The organism is Pyxidicoccus sp. M6 (assembly GCF_055568925.1).
This window is the reverse complement of record NZ_CM145714.1, coordinates 12,814,475-12,830,236: the sequence shown is the minus strand read 5'-3', so window position 1 is coordinate 12,830,236 and position 15,762 is coordinate 12,814,475. Positions and strand designations below refer to the sequence as shown.

General features: G+C 70.0%; 17 protein-coding genes and 1 pseudogene. 8 read left to right on the top strand and 10 right to left on the bottom strand.

Annotated features, from left to right (window positions below):
* The first annotated feature begins 14 nt into the window (after window positions 1–14).
* Together ACVTJA_RS50695 and ACVTJA_RS50690 are read left to right on the top strand one after the other, a co-directional pair.
* On the top strand, window positions 15–902 hold the full coding sequence (locus ACVTJA_RS50695; RefSeq protein WP_465831909.1) for a YIP1 family protein: 888 nt from the start codon (window positions 15–17) through the stop codon (window positions 900–902).
* A gap of 2 nt (window positions 903–904) precedes the next feature.
* Window positions 905–1,765: an AraC family transcriptional regulator gene (locus tag ACVTJA_RS50690; RefSeq protein ID WP_465831908.1), complete on the top strand. Its 861-nt coding sequence runs from the start codon at window positions 905–907 to the stop codon at window positions 1,763–1,765.
* Window positions 1,766–1,774: 9 nt separating this feature from the next.
* Here the strand turns inward: ACVTJA_RS50690 and ACVTJA_RS50685 are convergent.
* The 4 genes and pseudogenes from ACVTJA_RS50685 to ACVTJA_RS50670 form a co-directional block, all read right to left on the bottom strand.
* Window positions 1,775–2,535, bottom strand: a pseudogene (locus ACVTJA_RS50685) (IS5 family transposase).
* Between the two features lie 114 nt (window positions 2,536–2,649).
* Window positions 2,650–3,108, bottom strand: a complete 459-nt coding sequence (locus ACVTJA_RS50680) for a GyrI-like domain-containing protein (RefSeq protein WP_465831906.1) — start codon at window positions 3,106–3,108, stop codon at window positions 2,650–2,652.
* Window positions 3,109–3,202: 94 nt separating this feature from the next.
* On the bottom strand, window positions 3,203–4,297 hold the full coding sequence (locus tag ACVTJA_RS50675) for a hypothetical protein (RefSeq protein WP_465831904.1): 1,095 nt from the start codon (window positions 4,295–4,297) through the stop codon (window positions 3,203–3,205).
* A 59-nt stretch (window positions 4,298–4,356) separates the two neighbouring features.
* Window positions 4,357–4,884 carry a hypothetical protein gene (locus ACVTJA_RS50670; RefSeq protein WP_465831903.1) on the bottom strand — a complete coding sequence of 176 codons (528 nt, stop codon included), beginning with the start codon at window positions 4,882–4,884 and terminating at the stop codon, window positions 4,357–4,359.
* An 81-nt stretch (window positions 4,885–4,965) separates the two neighbouring features.
* Here ACVTJA_RS50670 and ACVTJA_RS50665 point away from each other — a divergent pair, with 81 nt between their 5' ends.
* From ACVTJA_RS50665 to ACVTJA_RS50650, 4 genes are read left to right on the top strand one after another with little or no spacing between them, the layout of a single operon-like run.
* Window positions 4,966–6,189 (top strand): helix-turn-helix domain-containing protein, encoded by a 1,224-nt coding sequence (locus ACVTJA_RS50665; protein ID WP_465831901.1) that lies wholly within the window; start codon window positions 4,966–4,968, stop codon window positions 6,187–6,189.
* 26 nt (window positions 6,190–6,215) lie between these two features.
* Complete coding sequence (locus ACVTJA_RS50660; RefSeq protein ID WP_465831900.1) at window positions 6,216–6,902, top strand: Vgb family protein; 687 nt, start codon at window positions 6,216–6,218, stop codon at window positions 6,900–6,902.
* Window positions 6,902–7,603, top strand: coding sequence for a DUF899 domain-containing protein (locus ACVTJA_RS50655; protein ID WP_465840718.1), 702 nt, complete (start codon window positions 6,902–6,904; stop codon window positions 7,601–7,603). The genes ACVTJA_RS50660 and ACVTJA_RS50655 overlap by 1 nt, the downstream gene beginning before the upstream one ends.
* 58 nt (window positions 7,604–7,661) lie before the next feature.
* Window positions 7,662–8,342 (top strand): trimeric intracellular cation channel family protein, encoded by a 681-nt coding sequence (locus tag ACVTJA_RS50650; protein WP_465831898.1) that lies wholly within the window; start codon window positions 7,662–7,664, stop codon window positions 8,340–8,342.
* Between the two features lie 15 nt (window positions 8,343–8,357).
* Here the strand turns inward: ACVTJA_RS50650 and ACVTJA_RS50645 are convergent, their stop codons facing one another.
* Both ACVTJA_RS50645 and ACVTJA_RS50640 read right to left on the bottom strand, forming a co-directional pair.
* On the bottom strand, window positions 8,358–8,927 hold the full coding sequence (locus ACVTJA_RS50645; protein WP_465831896.1) for an alpha-ketoglutarate-dependent dioxygenase AlkB family protein: 570 nt from the start codon (window positions 8,925–8,927) through the stop codon (window positions 8,358–8,360).
* On the bottom strand, window positions 8,927–9,805 hold the full coding sequence (locus ACVTJA_RS50640) for a LysR family transcriptional regulator (protein ID WP_465831894.1): 879 nt from the start codon (window positions 9,803–9,805) through the stop codon (window positions 8,927–8,929). The genes ACVTJA_RS50645 and ACVTJA_RS50640 overlap by 1 nt, the downstream gene beginning before the upstream one ends.
* A 75-nt stretch (window positions 9,806–9,880) precedes the next feature.
* Here ACVTJA_RS50640 and ACVTJA_RS50635 point away from each other — a divergent pair, with 75 nt between their 5' ends.
* Window positions 9,881–10,891, top strand: a complete 1,011-nt coding sequence (locus ACVTJA_RS50635; protein WP_465831892.1) for a zinc-dependent alcohol dehydrogenase family protein — start codon at window positions 9,881–9,883, stop codon at window positions 10,889–10,891.
* A 181-nt stretch (window positions 10,892–11,072) separates the two neighbouring features.
* Here the strand turns inward: ACVTJA_RS50635 and ACVTJA_RS50630 are convergent, their stop codons facing one another.
* Window positions 11,073–12,254 (bottom strand): serine hydrolase domain-containing protein, encoded by a 1,182-nt coding sequence (locus ACVTJA_RS50630; protein WP_465831891.1) that lies wholly within the window; start codon window positions 12,252–12,254, stop codon window positions 11,073–11,075.
* Window positions 12,255–12,554: 300 nt separating this feature from the next.
* Here ACVTJA_RS50630 and ACVTJA_RS50625 point away from each other — a divergent pair, with 300 nt between their 5' ends.
* Entirely contained in the window at window positions 12,555–13,211 is a 657-nt protein-coding gene (locus tag ACVTJA_RS50625) for a class I SAM-dependent DNA methyltransferase (protein WP_465831889.1), read from the top strand.
* A 6-nt stretch (window positions 13,212–13,217) separates the two neighbouring features.
* Here ACVTJA_RS50625 and ACVTJA_RS50620 read toward each other — a convergent pair whose 3' ends face one another.
* From ACVTJA_RS50620 to ACVTJA_RS50610, 3 genes are read right to left on the bottom strand one after another with little or no spacing between them, the layout of a single operon-like run.
* On the bottom strand, window positions 13,218–14,141 hold the full coding sequence (locus tag ACVTJA_RS50620) for a hypothetical protein (RefSeq protein WP_465831888.1): 924 nt from the start codon (window positions 14,139–14,141) through the stop codon (window positions 13,218–13,220).
* The gene (locus ACVTJA_RS50615; RefSeq protein WP_465831886.1) at window positions 14,141–15,016 is read right to left on the bottom strand and encodes a radical SAM protein; all 876 of its coding nucleotides are present in this window, start codon (window positions 15,014–15,016) and stop codon (window positions 14,141–14,143) included. The genes ACVTJA_RS50620 and ACVTJA_RS50615 overlap by 1 nt, the downstream gene beginning before the upstream one ends.
* A gap of 8 nt (window positions 15,017–15,024) precedes the next feature.
* On the bottom strand, window positions 15,025–15,762 hold the full coding sequence (locus tag ACVTJA_RS50610; RefSeq protein WP_465831884.1) for a hypothetical protein: 738 nt from the start codon (window positions 15,760–15,762) through the stop codon (window positions 15,025–15,027).

Genomic DNA, 15,762 nt, shown 5'->3' with positions numbered 1-15,762 from the left:
GGATGGGGGCGCTCATGCGCATTCCCTGTCCCTACTGTCCCGCCTTCATCATCCCGGGCGCCGAGTCCTGCGGCATGTGTGGTGCCTCGCTGCTGACGGAGGCCACGCCCGGCTCCGGTGACGCCGTCTGCGCCGTCCACCCGGAGTACCGCAGCCTGCGAGCCTGTGGCCGCTGCGGAAGCTTCGCGTGCGCGAAGTGCCTGCGGCAGGGGCCTCGCGGCGAGATTGTCTGTGCCGCGTGCCACGAGCGCATGCCGATGGGCGAGGTGGCGTGGGACCGGCGCGAGGAGGTCGGCACACTGCGCGCCTTCTGGGAGACGTGCATGGACGTCCTGTTCCGTCCGGGCCCCACCTTCGAGCAACTGAGGCCCGGCGGCACGTTGGGCAGCTCGGCCGGCTTCTCCCTGCTGTGCAACGTCGCGGCGACCTTCACCACGATGCTCATCTACATGGTCTTCATGGCCGTGTTCCCGTTTCCGTCGGACGAGACGATGCGTGCCGACAACATGAACCCGGCGATGTTCCGGGTGTTCGGCGCGGGCATGTTCGCCGTGATGATGGTCATCGCCCCCCTCATGGGCGTGGTCGGCACGCTGTTCCTCGCGGCCGTGGACCACCTCGTGCTCAAGCTGGTGGGCGCCTCGGAGCAGCCATTCGAGGTGACGCTGCGGGGCAATGCCTTGTCGCAGGCGACCTACCTGCTGGGCCTCATTCCCTTCTGCGGCATGTACGTGGCCCCGCTGTGGTCCATGGCCCTGCGCGTGCTCGCCTACCGGAGCCTGCACTCGACGAGCTGGGGCAAGGCCGCCTTCGGCGCGCTCGCGGCGCCCGTCCTCTTCTGCTTCGTGTGCGGCGGCTTCTACACGGCCATGATTCTGGCCTCGTCGGCGCTCTCCCGCTGACCATGCCACGTCGTCAGACGACGGAAGCCGATTACCAGCGGCGGCTGCTGCGGGCCCAGCAGGTGCTGCACGAGCACCTGGATGCGCCCATCGACCCCGCCGCCCTGGCCCGGGCGGCGCACTTCTCGCTGCACCACTTCCACCGCATCTTCCGCGCGCGGATGGGAGAGACGGTGATGGAGCACGTGCGCCGCCTGCGCCTCGAGCGGGCCGCGCGCAGGCTCCGCGCCGATGGTGACGCGCGCCTGCTCGACGTCGCGCTCGACGCCGGCTACGAGTCCCACGAGGCCTTCACCCGCGCGTTCATCTCACGCTTCGGCGTGCCTCCGTCCGAGTTCCGCGAGCAGCCCGCGTCGCGAGTGCTCGCCTGGAGGCAGGCCCATGCCGACGCGCCCGGAGTGGACGTGCAGGTGCGCGAGTACCCTGCGCTTCGCGTGGCCTTCATGCGCCACCGCGGCAGTTGGGCGGACCTCGGGCCGCTCTGGGGGCGGCTGATGGCGTGGGCCTCGCGCCACGGGCTCCTCGGCTCGGAGCCCGCTCTCTATGGCGTGTGCCCGGACGACCCGGCGGTGACTCCGGAGGAGCTGCTGCGCTTCGATGCGTGCATCGCCGTCGGCGAGGACTTCGCCGCCACGGACGAGGTCGAGGTCATGGACCTCCCCGGAGGCACGTACGCTGTCGGCCTGCACCGGGGCGCCTACGCGCGGCTGGGCGAGACGTACCTCGACGTCATCGGACGGTGGTTCCCCACCAGCGGATACGAGCCGGCGCCGGACGCCGTCATCGAGCACTACCTCAACGACCCCGAGCGGACGCCGGAAGCCGAGCTGCTCACCGAGGTCCGTGTCCGCATCGCGGACTAGGGGGTGTCCCTAATTGAGCCACATCCGAGTGCAGGCGATGTGGATGAGGGCAAGGTAGTTACGGGCCGTCTTCTCATATCGCGTTGCCAGGCGGCGGAAGCGCTTGAGTCCATGGAAGAACCTCTCGACCAGATAACGAAGGGCGTAGAGCTTCCGGTCCTTCGGAAAGGCTCTGGGGCGCTCCGGCTTGGAGGCGATGACGGCCTTCATGCCGAAGAACTTGAGCAGGGCGCGGAACCAGTCCGCATCGTATCCGCTGTCGGCGATGCATGCCTCGCCCACCGCGTGCACCAGCAGGTCGTCGGCCTTGGTCATCTCGTGCCGCTGGCCCGGCGTCAGCTCGATGTGGCGTGGCCGTCCTCGGACGTCGACGAGGGCATGGACCTTGGTCGAAAAACCTCCTCGAGAGCGTCCCAGAGCGTTGTGTTGGGCCCCCCTTTTCCTCCCGCGGCGTCCAGGTGTGCCCGGACGGTGGTGCCATCGAGAATGGACGCTTCCTCGCGAGGCACGGGCGGATTCGACTCCACCTGCACTTCTTTGAAGAGCCGCTCCCACACGCCCCGCTTCGACCAATTGTTGAAGCGGTTGTACACGGACTTCCACTTGCCATATCGACGTGGCAGGTCTCGCCAGGGACAACCGGTCCGGGTGAGCCAATACACGGCGCTGACGAACAGGCGCTCGCCCTTGAGCGAGTGCCGTCCCCGCCGGGGAGGCAAGAGCGGCTGGATGCGCTCCCATTCCTTGTCGGTGAGCTCATGTCGGTGCATCCACTGGGGTAGGCAACGGCTCCGCTCAAGTGCAACCCCACCTGCCACCAGCCGGCCGAGGGCAGGACAGCCTCCCCCGGTCGCAGTACACCTTCCCTCGTTTAGGGACACCCCCTAGGCCAAGCCGACCCAGACCTCGGCTTCGACGGTGCCCCGAGCCATGGCAGCCAGTTCGTGACGCTCGAAGTCGGCGGCGTAGCGCCGTTCTCCGCGCCGCTCCCAGGCCTGCCAGACGTGGGCCCAGGTCCGCACGACTGCCTGGGCCGGGTCTCCCCGGGCGATGAATCGCGCATACTCGCCGCGAGGGAGGACGACCCTGTGCAGGCCTTCAGGCACCGGGGCCTTCGCGTCGACTCTCGTGCCGATGACCATCGTGTAGGGGCCGCGGTAATCACTCTCGTAGTCGCAATACACGGCGTAGACGTCACGCGCGTCCTTCAGCGCGGGCAGGTGCTCCCGCATGAACCGCTGCCAGAAGGGAGGGATGTCCCGGGCGGCCTTCTCGGACGAGGTGCGTATCGCCGGGCCGATGATGACGAGGTCTTCGTCCTGCTTCAGGTACTCCGCATGCATCTTCGAGTCTCCGCGTGCTCGGGTGGAACGGCGCGGAGGATGGTAGCGGGGGCGCGCGGCGGCCATTTGACCGCCCGTGCTCTTTTCGCGGCGGCTACTGCGGAGTGGCCGCGTCGGAGGGCACCGCGGCGGTGACGGTGTGTTGCTTCGGCCAGAAGCGCGTGGCGTGCACGCCGTCGAGCGCGAAGACGCGGTGCTTCGACTTCGCGTCGTAGACGCGCACGGCCTTGTCGGAGGCGACGAGGAGCAGCGGTCCGCGCACTCGCAGGTCCACCGAGGACGTGGGGGCGAGGGCGAGCTCCTCGGGCTCCATGAGCTTGTCCTGCACCTCCCAGCGCAGGGGCGGCATCAGCGCGGACAGCTCGGCGGTGGCCCGCCATGCGTAGAGGGGACCTCCGTCCGTCTCGATGGAGACCCACTCGCCGAACTTGTCGTGACCCTTCTCCTTCACCACCGCGTCGAGCCGGGCGGCGTCCTCGCTGCCCTCGGCGAAGGTGTTCGGCGCGGGCGCGTCCGGGTCCACGGCCGAGGTGGAGGACACCAGCACGCCCGCGGTGGTGAGGGCGCTGGTGCCCGCGGCGGAGTCGGACTCGTAGACGGTGGCCACGGTCTCCACGCGCTTCCATGCGTCGCCCTCGCGGCGGAAGGCGTGCGCGAGGCCGGGGCCGCCCTCGGGCTGGGTGATGGGGATGTGCTGTCCCTCGAAGAGGAAGTACTCGCTGGCGCCGTCCGCCCTGCGCACCAGGTCCTCCACCTGGGACACGAGCGCGATGGGGTGGCCCGCGGCGTCGAAGCCCAGCGCGTCCGTGTGGCCCAGCTCCGGCAGCGCGAGCGCAAGGCCCTGGCCCGACTGCACGTCCACCAGCCAGGCGCGCGGCTTCACGGTGCTGGTGCCCCGGTCGATGACGGCGCCCTGGTTGCCATCCGGGCTCCACGCGAGGGCGAGCCGCTCGCAGGCGGCGTCGGCGGTGAAGAGGACCTTCTTCGCGCCGCCGGTGTCGTGCCGCGTCCACGTGCAGCCCGCGTTGGGCGCGTCCTGGAGATAGGAGAGGGTGAACGCGGGGGCGGGAGTCGCGGTCTTCGCCTGCGTCGGAGCCGGAGGAGCCACGGGGGCGGGGGGCTCGGACTTCTTGCAGGCACCGAGCAACAGCGCGGAACCGAGGAAGAACGCGGGGCCGAGTCGGCGCATGAGGCTCTCCGGGGGGAGTGACACCTGCAACATGGCAGAACGGCGGGAGTGGGCGGAAGTCACTCGCGGCGTAGCCGGTGGTACACAAAACGTTTCTGTCCGCGAGTTGTGAAACCTGCCTGCCTGCTCTCGATTTCCGAGGGAGAGATTGTCCTCCGCGGGCCTGCTTGACGCTCGTGGGCCGGTGCGTGGGCGGCCGCCGTGCGCGTGACGCGCTGCGTGCGAAGGACGGAGAGACCGACACCTGCCAGCGCGACGAGGCGCGGCCAGAGCAGGAGCGGAAAGGCCCACGCGAGGACGAGGAGCGCGGCCGCGGAGAGGGTGAACAGGGCGATCATCCCGGCGCGGCGTGCGCGCACCACGCGGATGCCCAGGACGCCAATCGCGATGGCGACGAGAGCGTTCCCAGCCTGGACGACGAGCGGGGCCGTTCCACGCGCGACGCTCGCCCCGGTGCCGATGGCGGAGAGATAGACGGCGATGCACACCGGGCACTTGGGCACGAGCACGCCCACGAGCAGGGGCAGGAGTGCGATGCGCTTGAGTCGGCGCGGCTCGGCGCGAGGTCCGTGAGGCGAGGTCCGCATGGACCATCCATATTCAGCCGCTCCGACTCCTGGGAGTAACAAGCGCGGCGCGAATCCGTACCGCACGAGTAGCCTGCCCGTATGGATTCGATGATTGCCGCGGCCGCGCGGGCACTCTCCGCCGGTGATGCGCTGGGGGCCTTGAAGCGCGTGGCCCTGCGTGAGGACGCTCCCGCGCTCGCGTTGCGTGGCATCGCGATGGCCCAGCTTGGAGAGCATGCGCGGGCGCGTGAGTTGCTCCGACGTGCCGCGCGTGGCTTTGGTCCCGGCGAAGACCTTGCCCGAGCGCGCTGCCGTGTGGCCGAGGCGGAGGTGGCCCTCGCGGTGCGAGACCTCACCGCGTCTCCGCGCGCGCTCGAAGCCGCGCTCGAGACGCTCGAATCCCGGGGCGACCGGGTGAATGCACTGCATGCGCGGCTCATCGCGATACGCCGGCTCCTGCTGCTCGGTCGCATCGACGAGGCCGAGGCTTCGCTCGCACGTCTGGAGGCGCGCGGCATGCCTCCCGCGCTCGTGGCCGTCGCGGAGTTGCTCACAGCCGACATCGCCCTGCGCCGCGTCCGGACCCGCCCGGCACGTGACGCGCTCGAACGTGCCCACGAGGCCGCCCGGCGCGCGCTCGTGCCCGCCCTCGTCGCCGAGGTCGAACAGGCCCGCGCGGCGCTCGAGCGGCCCGCCGCGCGTCAGCTTCGCGCGGGCTCCGAGCGCGCACTCCTGCTCGAAGACGTGGAGGCCGTGTTCGACTCGGGCGAGCTGGTCGTCGACGCCTGTCATCGCACGGTGCGAAGCGGTGACCGGGAAGTCTCCCTCGCGCGGAGGCCGGTGCTCTTCGCGCTGGCGCGCGCGTTGGCGGAGGCCTGGCCGAGAGGCGTCGACCGCGACGTCCTGATTGCCCGCGTCTTCGGCGCGCGCCGAGCAAACGACTCCCATCGCGTGCGCCTTCGAGTGGAGGCCGGACGCCTTCGCACGGTGCTCGCGCCCCTGGCCCGTGTCGACGCCACTCCGAGCGGCTTCGCGCTGACGCCGCGACTTGCCCATTCCGTCTCCGTGCTCCTGCCGCCCATCGACGGAGATTCCGCGTCGCTGCTCGCGCTGCTCTCCGATGGAGAAGCCTGGTCGACCTCGGCGCTCGCGCTGGCGCTCGGCGAGAGCCAGCGCACGGTGCAGCGGGCGCTCGCCGGGCTGGAGGCCTCGGGCCGGGTGCACTCCGTGGGACGCGCTCGCGCCCAGCGCTGGCTGTCGCCCCCGCTCACCGGATTCACGACGACCTTGTTACTCCCCGCGGCGCTGCAGGCTGGGTACTGATTGTGGGGAGCAGGAGGCGCCACGCCATGACGCACAATCGAAGCAGCACAGCGAAGACGCAACGGCCGGAGCGGGTGCGGCCCGCCGAGGTCGTGCGGGAATACGGCCCGTTCGAGGGGAGCGGCCGGGTGCACGGTGTCACGCACGACGGCCTCCACGTCTGGGCCGCCACCGGAGAGAAGCTCGTTGCCTTCGACCCCGCGAGCGGCGAGCCCGTACGCACGCTGGACGTCGCCTCGGACGCTGGCACCGCGTTCGACGGCAAGCACCTGTTCCAGCTCGCGGAGGCCCGCATCGACAAAATCGACCCGGCGACGGGGAAGGTCCTCAAGTCGATTCCGGCACCCGGAGGCGGCAAGGACTCCGGGCTCACCTGGGCCGAGGGCTCGCTCTGGGTCGGCCAGTACCGGGACCGGAAGATTCATCAAATCGACCCGGAGACGGGCGCGATTCTTCGCACCATCGAGTCCAACCGCTTCGTCACGGGCGTGACGTGGGTGGACGGAGAGCTCTGGCACGGCACCTGGGAGAACGACACGAGCGACGTGCGCCGCATCCATCCGGAAACGGGCGAGGTGCTGGAACGACTCGAAATGCCTCCCGGCGTCGGAGTGTCCGGGCTCGAGTCGGACGGAGGGGAGTTGTTCTTCTGCGGCGGTGGGCCGAGCGGAAAGGTCCGCGCCGTGCGGCGACCGAAAGGAGCAGGCCCGTGATGAACCACCGAGTCGTCTCGCGTGAGGAGTGGCTGTCCGCGCGCAAGCAGTTGTTGCTCAAGGAGAAGGAGTTCACCCACGCGAAGGACGCGCTGAGCCAGGAGCGGCGCGAGCTTCCCTGGGTGCGCGTGGACAAGCGCTACGTCTTCCAGGGGCCCGAGGGCGAGGTGACGCTTTCGGACCTCTTCCAGGGACGCAGCCAGCTCCTCGTGTATCACTTCATGTTCGCCCCGGAGTGGGAGGCGGGCTGCAAGAGCTGCTCGTTCTGGGCTGACAACTTCAACGGCATCGTGCCGCACCTGGCGCAGCGGGACGTGTCGTTCGCCGCGATTTCCCGCGCGCCGTTCTCGAAGCTCCAGGCCTTCGAGAAGCGCCTGGGTTGGAGCTTCAAGTGGGTGTCCTCAGAAGGGACGGACTTCAACTTCGACTACGGCGTCTCCTTCACGCCGGAGGAGCTCGCCGCGAACCGGGCGACGTACAACTACGGGCCGCTCGAGCACTCCATGTCGGACATGCCCGGCATCAGCGTGTTCTACAAGGACGAGCGGGGGGACCTCTTCCACACGTACTCCTGCTACGCGCGCGGAATCGAACTGATGAACACGGCGTACCAGTTCCTGGACCTGGTGCCGAAGGGCCGCGACGAGCAGGGGCTCCCTCATCCAATGGCATGGGTGAAGCACCACGACCTGTACCGGTGAAGAGCCCCTGCGGCGAGACCATGGACGCGGCGGCGGTGAAGTAGCAGCCTCGCGGTCCATGGCCATCGACCTGACACCCGTCGTCCCCGAGGAGGTCATCTCGCTGGGCACGCTCATCGTGGACCTGGTGGGCGTGTTCGCGGGCTCGGTGCTGGGCGCGTTGCAGGCCGAGCGGCGGAAGATGGACCTGATGGGCTACCTGGTGCTGGGGCTCGTCACGGGTGTCGGCGGCGGCATCATCCGCGACACGCTGCTGCAGGCAGGGCCGCCGCTGGCGCTGGTGCGGCCGGGGTATGTCCCCGTGGCCTTCCTGGGCGCGCTCGTGGCGTTCCTCTTCGAGTTGCGGCACGGGCCGGGCGTGAAGCTGCTGGCGACGCTGGACGCGCTGACGCTGGGCGCGTTCGCGGTGGCGGGGACTCAGCGGACGTTGGAGGTGGGACTGCATCCGGGCACGGCGGTGTTGATGGGCGTCATCACCGCGGCGGGAGGCGGCATCATCCGCGACGTGCTGACGCGGCAGACGCCCGCGCTGATGCGAGCCGTGCCGGGCTACTACGCCACGGCGGCGCTGGCCGCGAGCCTCGTCTGCCTGGCTTTCTCGCGGGCGGGGCACCCGAAGCTGGCGCTGCTCGCGGGCATGGTGGTGGGCGGGGCGCTGCGGCTCGTGTCGCTGCGCCTCGGCTGGAGGCTCCCCGTGAAGCGGTCGCGCCCGCCGGAGCCTCCGGCGAAGGAGCCGTAGGCGCGGGCTTCAAGCTCAGACGATGTAGCGGAACGTGAGGCTCATCCGAGGCCGCGCACCGGGCTCGCGAGGGAGTGCGTGCAGCCAGGTGTCTTGCACGTGCTGCTGCATCACCAGCAGCGAGCCGCTGTCGAGGCGCACGTCCACGACGTGCTCCTTCGCGTCTTTGCACCGGAACCGCAGCGTCCGGGGTCCTCCCAGGCTCACGATGGACACCGTGGTGCCCGGTTCGAGGTGCGCGTAGGAATCCGAGTGGAACCCCATTGAGGAGTCCCCATCCGGATAGAAGTTGATGAGGCAGTTGGTGATGGGATGCCGCACGGCGGCTTCCACATCCCTCGCGAGCGCATCGAGCTCCGGTGGCATGGGAACGTGCGGGTAGGTGATGCCGGAGTAGTCGTAGGGCGCGCCGAAGCTCGCGGTGAGCCGTGCGCGCATGCGGGTGTCCCAGGTGATGGAGCGCTGGAGGTGCTCCAGCAGCTTCAGGGACTCGGGCGTGAAGTCCTCGACGAGCTGGACGCCTTCGATGGGAGACGTGGGCATGGTCAGCGAGACGGGCGCGCCTCGGGACGGCTGACGGCGCATCAGCCCGGGCGCGACGGGAAGAGCCGCGCCAACCAGTCCATGACGGCGACGACGCGCGCACTGTGACGCAGGTCCTGATGGGTGACGGCCCACAGCTCGCGCGTGGGGAGAGCGGCGCGCGGGAGCACGGACACGAGGCGCGAGTCAGCGGCCGCGAGCAGCTCCGGGAATATGGCGAGCCCCTGGCCCGCGGCGCACGCGGACATGAGGACGGTGGTGGCGCTGGAGCGCAGGACGATGCGCGCGGAGGGGACGTGGCGGCGCAGCCACTGTCCCGGCGGTGTGGCGTCCTGTGCCGACTCGGGGCCGAGCCAGTCGTGCCGGGCCGCGTCCTTCATTCCGGACGGACGGCCCCGGCGGGCGAAGTAGGGCTCGCTGGCGTAGACGCCGAAGGTGAAGGTGGTGAGCCGGCGGGCAACCAGGGACTGCTCACGCGGGCGGAACAGGCGCAGGCCGACGTCCGCCTCACGGCGGGACAGGTCCACGGCGAGGTTGGCCGCGCGCAGCTCCATCCGAAGCTCGGGATGCAACTGCTGGAGCTCCGCCATCCTGGGAGCGAGCAGGTGCGTCGAGATGCCGTCGCCCGCTGTGAGCCGCACCGGTCCGGACACGCGCCGGTCCGCACCCGACAGCTCGCGCTCCGAGGCGAGCACCTCGGCTTCCACGCGCTCGACGTGGGCTCGGAGTTGCTTGCCGCTCTCGCTCAACACCAGCGCCGTGGGCGTGCGCTGGAAGAGCTTCACGCCGAGCGCTGTCTCCAGCGCGGCCAGCCTCCGGCCGATGGTGGTGGGCGCGACACGCAGCGCGCGTCCGGCCGCGGCATGCGTGCCGTGGCGGTGCACGGCGAGGAAATAGCGCAGGTCATCCCATTGGAGCATGGCCGTGCATGTTTGCACGTTGGACGTGCAAGGACGTTCATTTCCGCAGCCCCGGTCCGGGCGCATGTTCCGGGCATGAAGACCTACGAATTGAGGCAAGGAAGCAGCCTGGAGTCGCTGGTGTTGACGGAGCGGCCGGTGCCGGAGCCCGGGCCGCGTGAGCTGTTGGTGAAGCTGCGCGCCGTGTCGTTGAACTACCGGGATTGGGTCATCCTGCAGGGGACGTACGGCAACTTCGCGCGCCCGCTGGTGCCCGTCTCGGACGGCGTGGGCGAGGTGGTGGCCGTGGGCGCGGAGGTGCGGCGCTTCAAGGTCGGGGACCGGGTGATTCCCGTGTACGTGCCGGACTGGGTGCGCGGCGGGCCCACGGAGGAGAACACCCGCCGGAGGCTGGGCGGCCCGCTGGACGGGCTGCTGCGCGAATACGCGTGCGTCCACGAGGACGAGGCAGTGACCGCGCCCGCGCACCTGACGGACGCGGAGGCCGCCACGCTGCCCATCGCCGGAGTCACCGCGTGGCATGCGCTCTTCTCGACAGGCCGGGTGGGACCCGGGGACACGGTGGTGGTGCAGGGGACGGGAGGGGTGTCGCTGTTCGCGCTCCAACTGGCGCGCATGGCGGGAGCGCGGGTGCTCGTCACGTCGCGGAGCCCGGCGAAGCTGGAGCGGGCGATGGCGCTGGGTGCGACGGCCGGCATCCACACGGGCTCGGAGCCGGAGTGGGATGCGAGGGTGCGGGCGTTGACGGAGGGGCGCGGGGCGGACCAGGTGCTGGACGTGGTGGGCGGAGACAGCGTCGCACGCTCGATTGAGGCGGTGCGAGTGGGCGGGACGGTGACGCTGGTGGGCTTCCTGGACAGCCCCACGGCGCGCTTCGACCTGGCGCGGGCCTTCCGGCGCATCGTGCGGTTGCAGGCGGTGTCCACGGGCAGCAGGGACGATTTGGAGTCACTGGGACGCGCGCTGGCGGTGCAGGGCGTGCGGCCGGTGGTGGACCGCGTGTTCGCCTTCGACGAGGCACGCGCGGCCTATGAGTACCTGGCCAGCGGAGCGCAGTTCGGGAAGGTGGTCATCTCGCTCCCTTGAGCCGGCGCGCTACGGTCGCCGCGCACGCTGCGAGGGCACGCGCCATGACATTGATTGAGCATCACCTCCAGGAAGGAGATTTCCGGGAAGCACTCCAGTTGCTGGAGGCGGAGTTGGAGAAGGCGCCCTCGGCAGAGCGGCTGCTGATGGTCTTCGTGGGGCCGCGGCGTTCAGGCCGTGCTCAGCGCCCGTCCCAGAACGCCCTGTCGGCGCCGTACTCCCAATGCCAGGGCACGCCGGCTTCGCCCAGCACGAAGCGCACCAGGTGCGGAAACGCGGCCTCGGCTCGCACGTCGTTGGCCAGGATGAGCACGCAGCGGCGTCCACGCGGCAGGCACACGAGCGTGTTGCCAGTGCTCTCGTTGTGACCGCCCTTGAAGAACCCGCGCCCCTGCGGGCCGTCGAACACCACCACGCCCAGGCCCGCCGCCAGGTCCTTGCGCCGCTGCTCCGGCGGCAGCTCGTCCTGCAGGGTGGGGAACTGGCTCCGGGTGGTGATGGGCAGTTGCGGCGCGGTCATCTCAGCGAAGGCCCGTGGCGACAGACCTTCGCCGCTCACCAGCGCGGCCGCGAAGCGGGACAGGTCGTCGATGGTGGTGTCCATCGACCCGGCCGCGCGCACGGTGCTGCGTTCGTCGTGCGGCTCCACGTTGCCGTCGGCCATCCAGCCGTCGGCCAGGTTGCTCGCGAAGTCCGGCCGCCACCGCATGCTGGTATTGCGCATGCCGAAGCGGTCGAACACGCGCCGCTGCAGCTCGGCGCCCACATCCAGCCCGAGCCCGCGTTCGAGCACGAACTGCATCAGGATGATTCCATCACCGGAGTACGCGTAGCGGCTGCCGGGCGCGAAGTGGATGCGCAGCTTGCCGTCGGGCTCGAGGAAGCCGAAGTTGGCGAAGCCCGCGCTGTGCGTGAGCAGGATGCGCGGCGTGATGGCCCGCCAGCGGTCGTCGCCGGACAGGTGCGACCAGGTCGAGTAACGCTTCTCGTCCGGGTAGTCGGGCAGCGGCTTGTCCAGGTACCGCTCGATGGGCGCGGCGAGGTCGATGCGGTTCTCGTCCGCCAGCTGCGTCACCAGGTACGCGAAGACCGTCTTGGTGAGCGAGGCGCCGTACATCACCGTGTCCGTCCGCAGCGGCTCGCCCTTCGCATTGCGCGCGCCGTAGGCTCGGGTCGCCACCACGTGCCCGTCGTCGATGACCGCGATGGCCAGCCCCTTCGCGCCGGTTGCGGCCATCGCGCGCTCCGCTTCGGCATCCAGCGCGGCCGTGTCGAGGACGGATGGTGTCTCTCGGGGAGCCGGCGCCGTGGCGCAACCACCGAGGAGCATCACGGACAGCATCCAGGTACGCAGCGAGTTCATGCGATGAGCTCCCAAGCCGTGCTGGTTCGCTAGCAATACGGAGAGTGTACGGTGCGGCGTTCCCCTCATTGCCCATCAATCCAGGGGGGTGCCCGCGCATGCACATGGTCGGGCATGGAGTCACCGTTGACGTCTCCGGGCTCGGGTGTTACCCAATCCTCGCCTGACCGCGGCTGTGACGCAGCCGCGGGCCTCTCTCCCAGGGGAGGCGAACAAAGCTACGTCACTTGACGCGAGGGCGGAGACGCCCAGGACGCGGAGGGTGGCGAGCTTTCGTCACTCTCCGAAGAGGACACGGAGATGACTTCGCACGGACCTTCCGATGATGTGACGCGAGCCTATGACGTCTGGGCCGACGTCTATGACTCCCAGCCCAACGCGACGCGCGACCTCGACGCGGCCGTCGTGCGCGCCCAGGCCCCCGCGCTCTTCCAAGGCGATGTCCTGGAGCTCGGCGCGGGCACCGGGAAGAACACCGAGTGGCTTGCTCCACGAGCTCGCGGTCTGCTCGCGCTCGACGGCTCGGAGGGCATGCTCCAGCGCGCTCGCCAGCGCCCCGGTGTCGAGCGCGTCCGCTTCGTCCAGCATGACCTGCGCACGCCGTGGCCCACTCCGGACGGCAGCCACGACACGCTCATCTGCAACCTCGTGCTGGAGCACATCGAGGACCTGTCCTTCGTCTTCTCCGAGGCCCGGCGCGTGGTGAGGACCGGAGGGCACTTCCTCGTCTGCGAGCTCCACCCGTTCCGCCAGCTCCAGGGCAGTCAGGCCCGCTTCGAGCATCCCCAGACGCGCGAGACGCATCGCGTCCCCGCGTACCTGCACGATGTCTCCGAGTACCTCAACGCCGCGGCTCGCGCGGGCTTCGTCCTGCTCCAGGCCGGAGACTGGCGGGACCCCGAGGCACCGACAAACGCGGTGCCCCGGCTGCTCTCGCTGCTGTGGCGGGCGGCTTGAGGGTGCTCAGCCCACCTGCGGCGGCTTGAAGCACAGGCGCACGACGTCGCCGCGCTTCAGCGGCGCGAGGTGCTCGGGCAGCTCGCCCTGCACGCGGAAGGACTTCACGTAGTAGCTGCCGGTGTCCACCACCGGCAGCCCGTGCTCGGCGAGCCATGTGCCCACCCAGGCGCGGCGCTCGTCGTCCACCGCCTGCATCCGCTCCACGTCCACCGCGAGGAAGGCCTTCGCCGCCAGCGCGTTGAAGAAGTACGTGTGCCAGTTCCACTGCGTCTCGAAGCGCTTCCGGTACGGGTGGTCCTTGTGCACCAGCGCCACGCCGAGCTGCGACGCCGTCAGCCCGAAGCCCCGGCTGAAGCTGATGGACAGCACCGACTTCGGCAGGAGCGGCAGCAATTGGCCCGCCACCTCCGTGCGCTCCGGCGCCGACATGGTCGGGTAGAGGTTCAGGTTGAGCAGGCAGTGCGACGACGCCCCGAGGAAGGCCAGCATCTCCTCCGTCACGTGCCCGTTGCGCACCGAGGGAATGCACAGGCACGCCAGCGCTCCCGGCGACTCCGCGTCCCAGCGAATGCCTTCCTGTTGCGTGCAGCCCACCGTGAAGCCGTGCCAGTCGCCGGGGTACAGGCGCACCGGCTCGCGAGCGGCCACTGCTTCCACGAGATGGCTCATGAAGTCGCAGTCGCTGCCCGCCGCGAAGGCCACGTAGTCATCGAGCCGCCACACGCCGCCGCTCAGGGCGCTCAGCCGCGCCTTCACCTTCGGCACCAGCTCTTCGTGGAAGAAGCGCAGGCCCCGCGTGTAGTGCTGCGTCAGGTCGTCCGCCGTGAGTCCTTCCGCCGCGCGACGGTACGCCTCGGCTCCCGCCGCGTAGCCCACGGGGAGAAGCGGGCGGAAGGTCTCCACCATGTCGGGAGACAGCGCCTTCACTAGCCGCTCAGCCGGTACAACAGGCTCCGCGAGTCCTCCAGCGATGCGTACACGCTGCCGTCCGACAACAGATTCAGCGAGCGGCACAGTCCGTTCTCCTGCTCCCACTGCGGCGTCGGCTCTCGGTAGTAGCAAACCTGTACCTCCTCGACTCTGCGAATCACGGGGCCCCAGGGCAGGCGGCCCACCACCTGTCCCTGTCCCTCGAAGACGTCTTCTTCCACCTGGTGCTCGTGGGCCCAGCGGTCCGCCGGCGACTCGCGGAACACCGACTGCGCGTAGGCCACGTACGTGTGCTTGAAGGTGAACTCGCGCACGCCCAGTAGCTGCAATGCCCGGATGTAGCGCCACGCGCCCTCGCGGCTGTCCACGTGCCCGCGTGCCATGACGCAGGTGGCTCGCACCTTGAGGGGCTTCGCGGCGTCCAGGAAGTCCGCGCGCAGTGGAGCCTGCTTGCCCATGAGTGCCCGGTTGTCCGCGTCGTCCACCGCGTGGCGGGACCAGCAGACGTAGGACAGGCCCGCGTCCGCCAGTTCCTCCGCGAGCGCTCGGGTGAGGAACGTGCCGTTGGTGAAGAGAGCGACCTCGTCGAAGAAGCGGCGGCCTTCGCGCACGAGGTGGACCACCGTCTCCGGACGCAGCAGCGGTTCGCCGCCTCCGGTGATGACGAGGCGCGTGGCTCCGCGCTCGCGCGCATCGCGGTAGTAGCGGGCGATGTCCAGGTGCAGGAGGTCCGAGGGCTCGTGCTTCAGCGCGCTGATGGACGAGCGCGAGAAGCAGAACGGGCAGCGCAGGTTGCACGCGAGCCGCACCGGCAACACGCTGCACGTCAGCGCACGGCAGTGCTCCCACGGGACGAGGGAGGGGAGGGGCATCGCGGCGCTCATGGCTTCGTGCCCCCATCCACGACGCGCGCCAACTCCAGCCGTGGCAGCGCCTCCTTCAACAACGCACGCCGTTCCCTCGGCAGGTGATGCCACGCGGCGCACAGGTCATTCTCTTCGATGCCCAGCCGCGCCAACTCCTCACGGGCCCGCAGCCGCTCATCATGCTGGTGCGACTGGAGCGCCCGGCGCAGCGGCTCCGCGCTCTTCTCCGTCTCCTCCAGCTCCGTTACCAACCCATCCAGCGCACGCAGCGCCCCGGCCACCTGCTCGTCGTACTCCCTGCCTCCGAGCGCCTCGCGCAATTCCGCCGCGTTCGTCACCTCGCGCGCCAGCGGCTCCACCGACTCCAGCGGAATGGACCCCGGGCAGTACGCCACCGTGGCCAGGTCCACGGGCCGCGTCGACCTCGCCACGAACACACCCGGCACTCCCGAGCGCCACGGCTGCACGTGCAGCGGCCGCAGGAACACGAGCCGCCCCGTGTTCTCGTAGTCCGTATACGGCTCGCGGAAGTCCAACGTGCGCATGTAGAGCAGCGGCGTCAGAGGCCCCGCCAACCTGGGCAGCGCGCCCCGGAGATACCTGCGCAGCGCCACCGGACCCAGGTCGCGATACAGCACCGGGCACGGCTCCTCCGGCTTCAGCGCCGACAGCGGCGCGCCCGTGTGGAACTGGTAGCGGCGCAAATCCTCGGCCGGGTACTCCAGGCCAGCGCTCGCGGGCGTCTCCAGCAT

Coding starts and splice junctions, on each gene's coding strand:
- ACVTJA_RS50650 (WP_465831898.1), top strand. CDS start 7,662: ATGGCCATCGACCTGACACCCGTCGTCCCCGAGGAGGTCATCTCGCTG.
- ACVTJA_RS50670 (WP_465831903.1), bottom strand. CDS start 4,884: ATGCGGACCTCGCCTCACGGACCTCGCGCCGAGCCGCGCCGACTCAAG.
- ACVTJA_RS50610 (WP_465831884.1), bottom strand. CDS start 15,762: ATGCTGGAGACGCCCGCGAGCGCTGGCCTGGAGTACCCGGCCGAGGAT.
- ACVTJA_RS50635 (WP_465831892.1), top strand. CDS start 9,881: ATGAAGACCTACGAATTGAGGCAAGGAAGCAGCCTGGAGTCGCTGGTG.
- ACVTJA_RS50690 (WP_465831908.1), top strand. CDS start 905: ATGCCACGTCGTCAGACGACGGAAGCCGATTACCAGCGGCGGCTGCTG.
- ACVTJA_RS50680 (WP_465831906.1), bottom strand. CDS start 3,108: ATGCATGCGGAGTACCTGAAGCAGGACGAAGACCTCGTCATCATCGGC.
- ACVTJA_RS50630 (WP_465831891.1), bottom strand. CDS start 12,254: ATGAACTCGCTGCGTACCTGGATGCTGTCCGTGATGCTCCTCGGTGGT.
- ACVTJA_RS50665 (WP_465831901.1), top strand. CDS start 4,966: ATGGATTCGATGATTGCCGCGGCCGCGCGGGCACTCTCCGCCGGTGAT.
- ACVTJA_RS50640 (WP_465831894.1), bottom strand. CDS start 9,805: ATGCTCCAATGGGATGACCTGCGCTATTTCCTCGCCGTGCACCGCCAC.
- ACVTJA_RS50675 (WP_465831904.1), bottom strand. CDS start 4,297: ATGCGCCGACTCGGCCCCGCGTTCTTCCTCGGTTCCGCGCTGTTGCTC.
- ACVTJA_RS50625 (WP_465831889.1), top strand. CDS start 12,555: ATGACTTCGCACGGACCTTCCGATGATGTGACGCGAGCCTATGACGTC.
- ACVTJA_RS50695 (WP_465831909.1), top strand. CDS start 15: ATGCGCATTCCCTGTCCCTACTGTCCCGCCTTCATCATCCCGGGCGCC.
- ACVTJA_RS50645 (WP_465831896.1), bottom strand. CDS start 8,927: ATGCGCCGTCAGCCGTCCCGAGGCGCGCCCGTCTCGCTGACCATGCCC.
- ACVTJA_RS50615 (WP_465831886.1), bottom strand. CDS start 15,016: ATGCCCCTCCCCTCCCTCGTCCCGTGGGAGCACTGCCGTGCGCTGACG.
- ACVTJA_RS50660 (WP_465831900.1), top strand. CDS start 6,216: ATGACGCACAATCGAAGCAGCACAGCGAAGACGCAACGGCCGGAGCGG.
- ACVTJA_RS50655 (WP_465840718.1), top strand. CDS start 6,902: ATGAACCACCGAGTCGTCTCGCGTGAGGAGTGGCTGTCCGCGCGCAAG.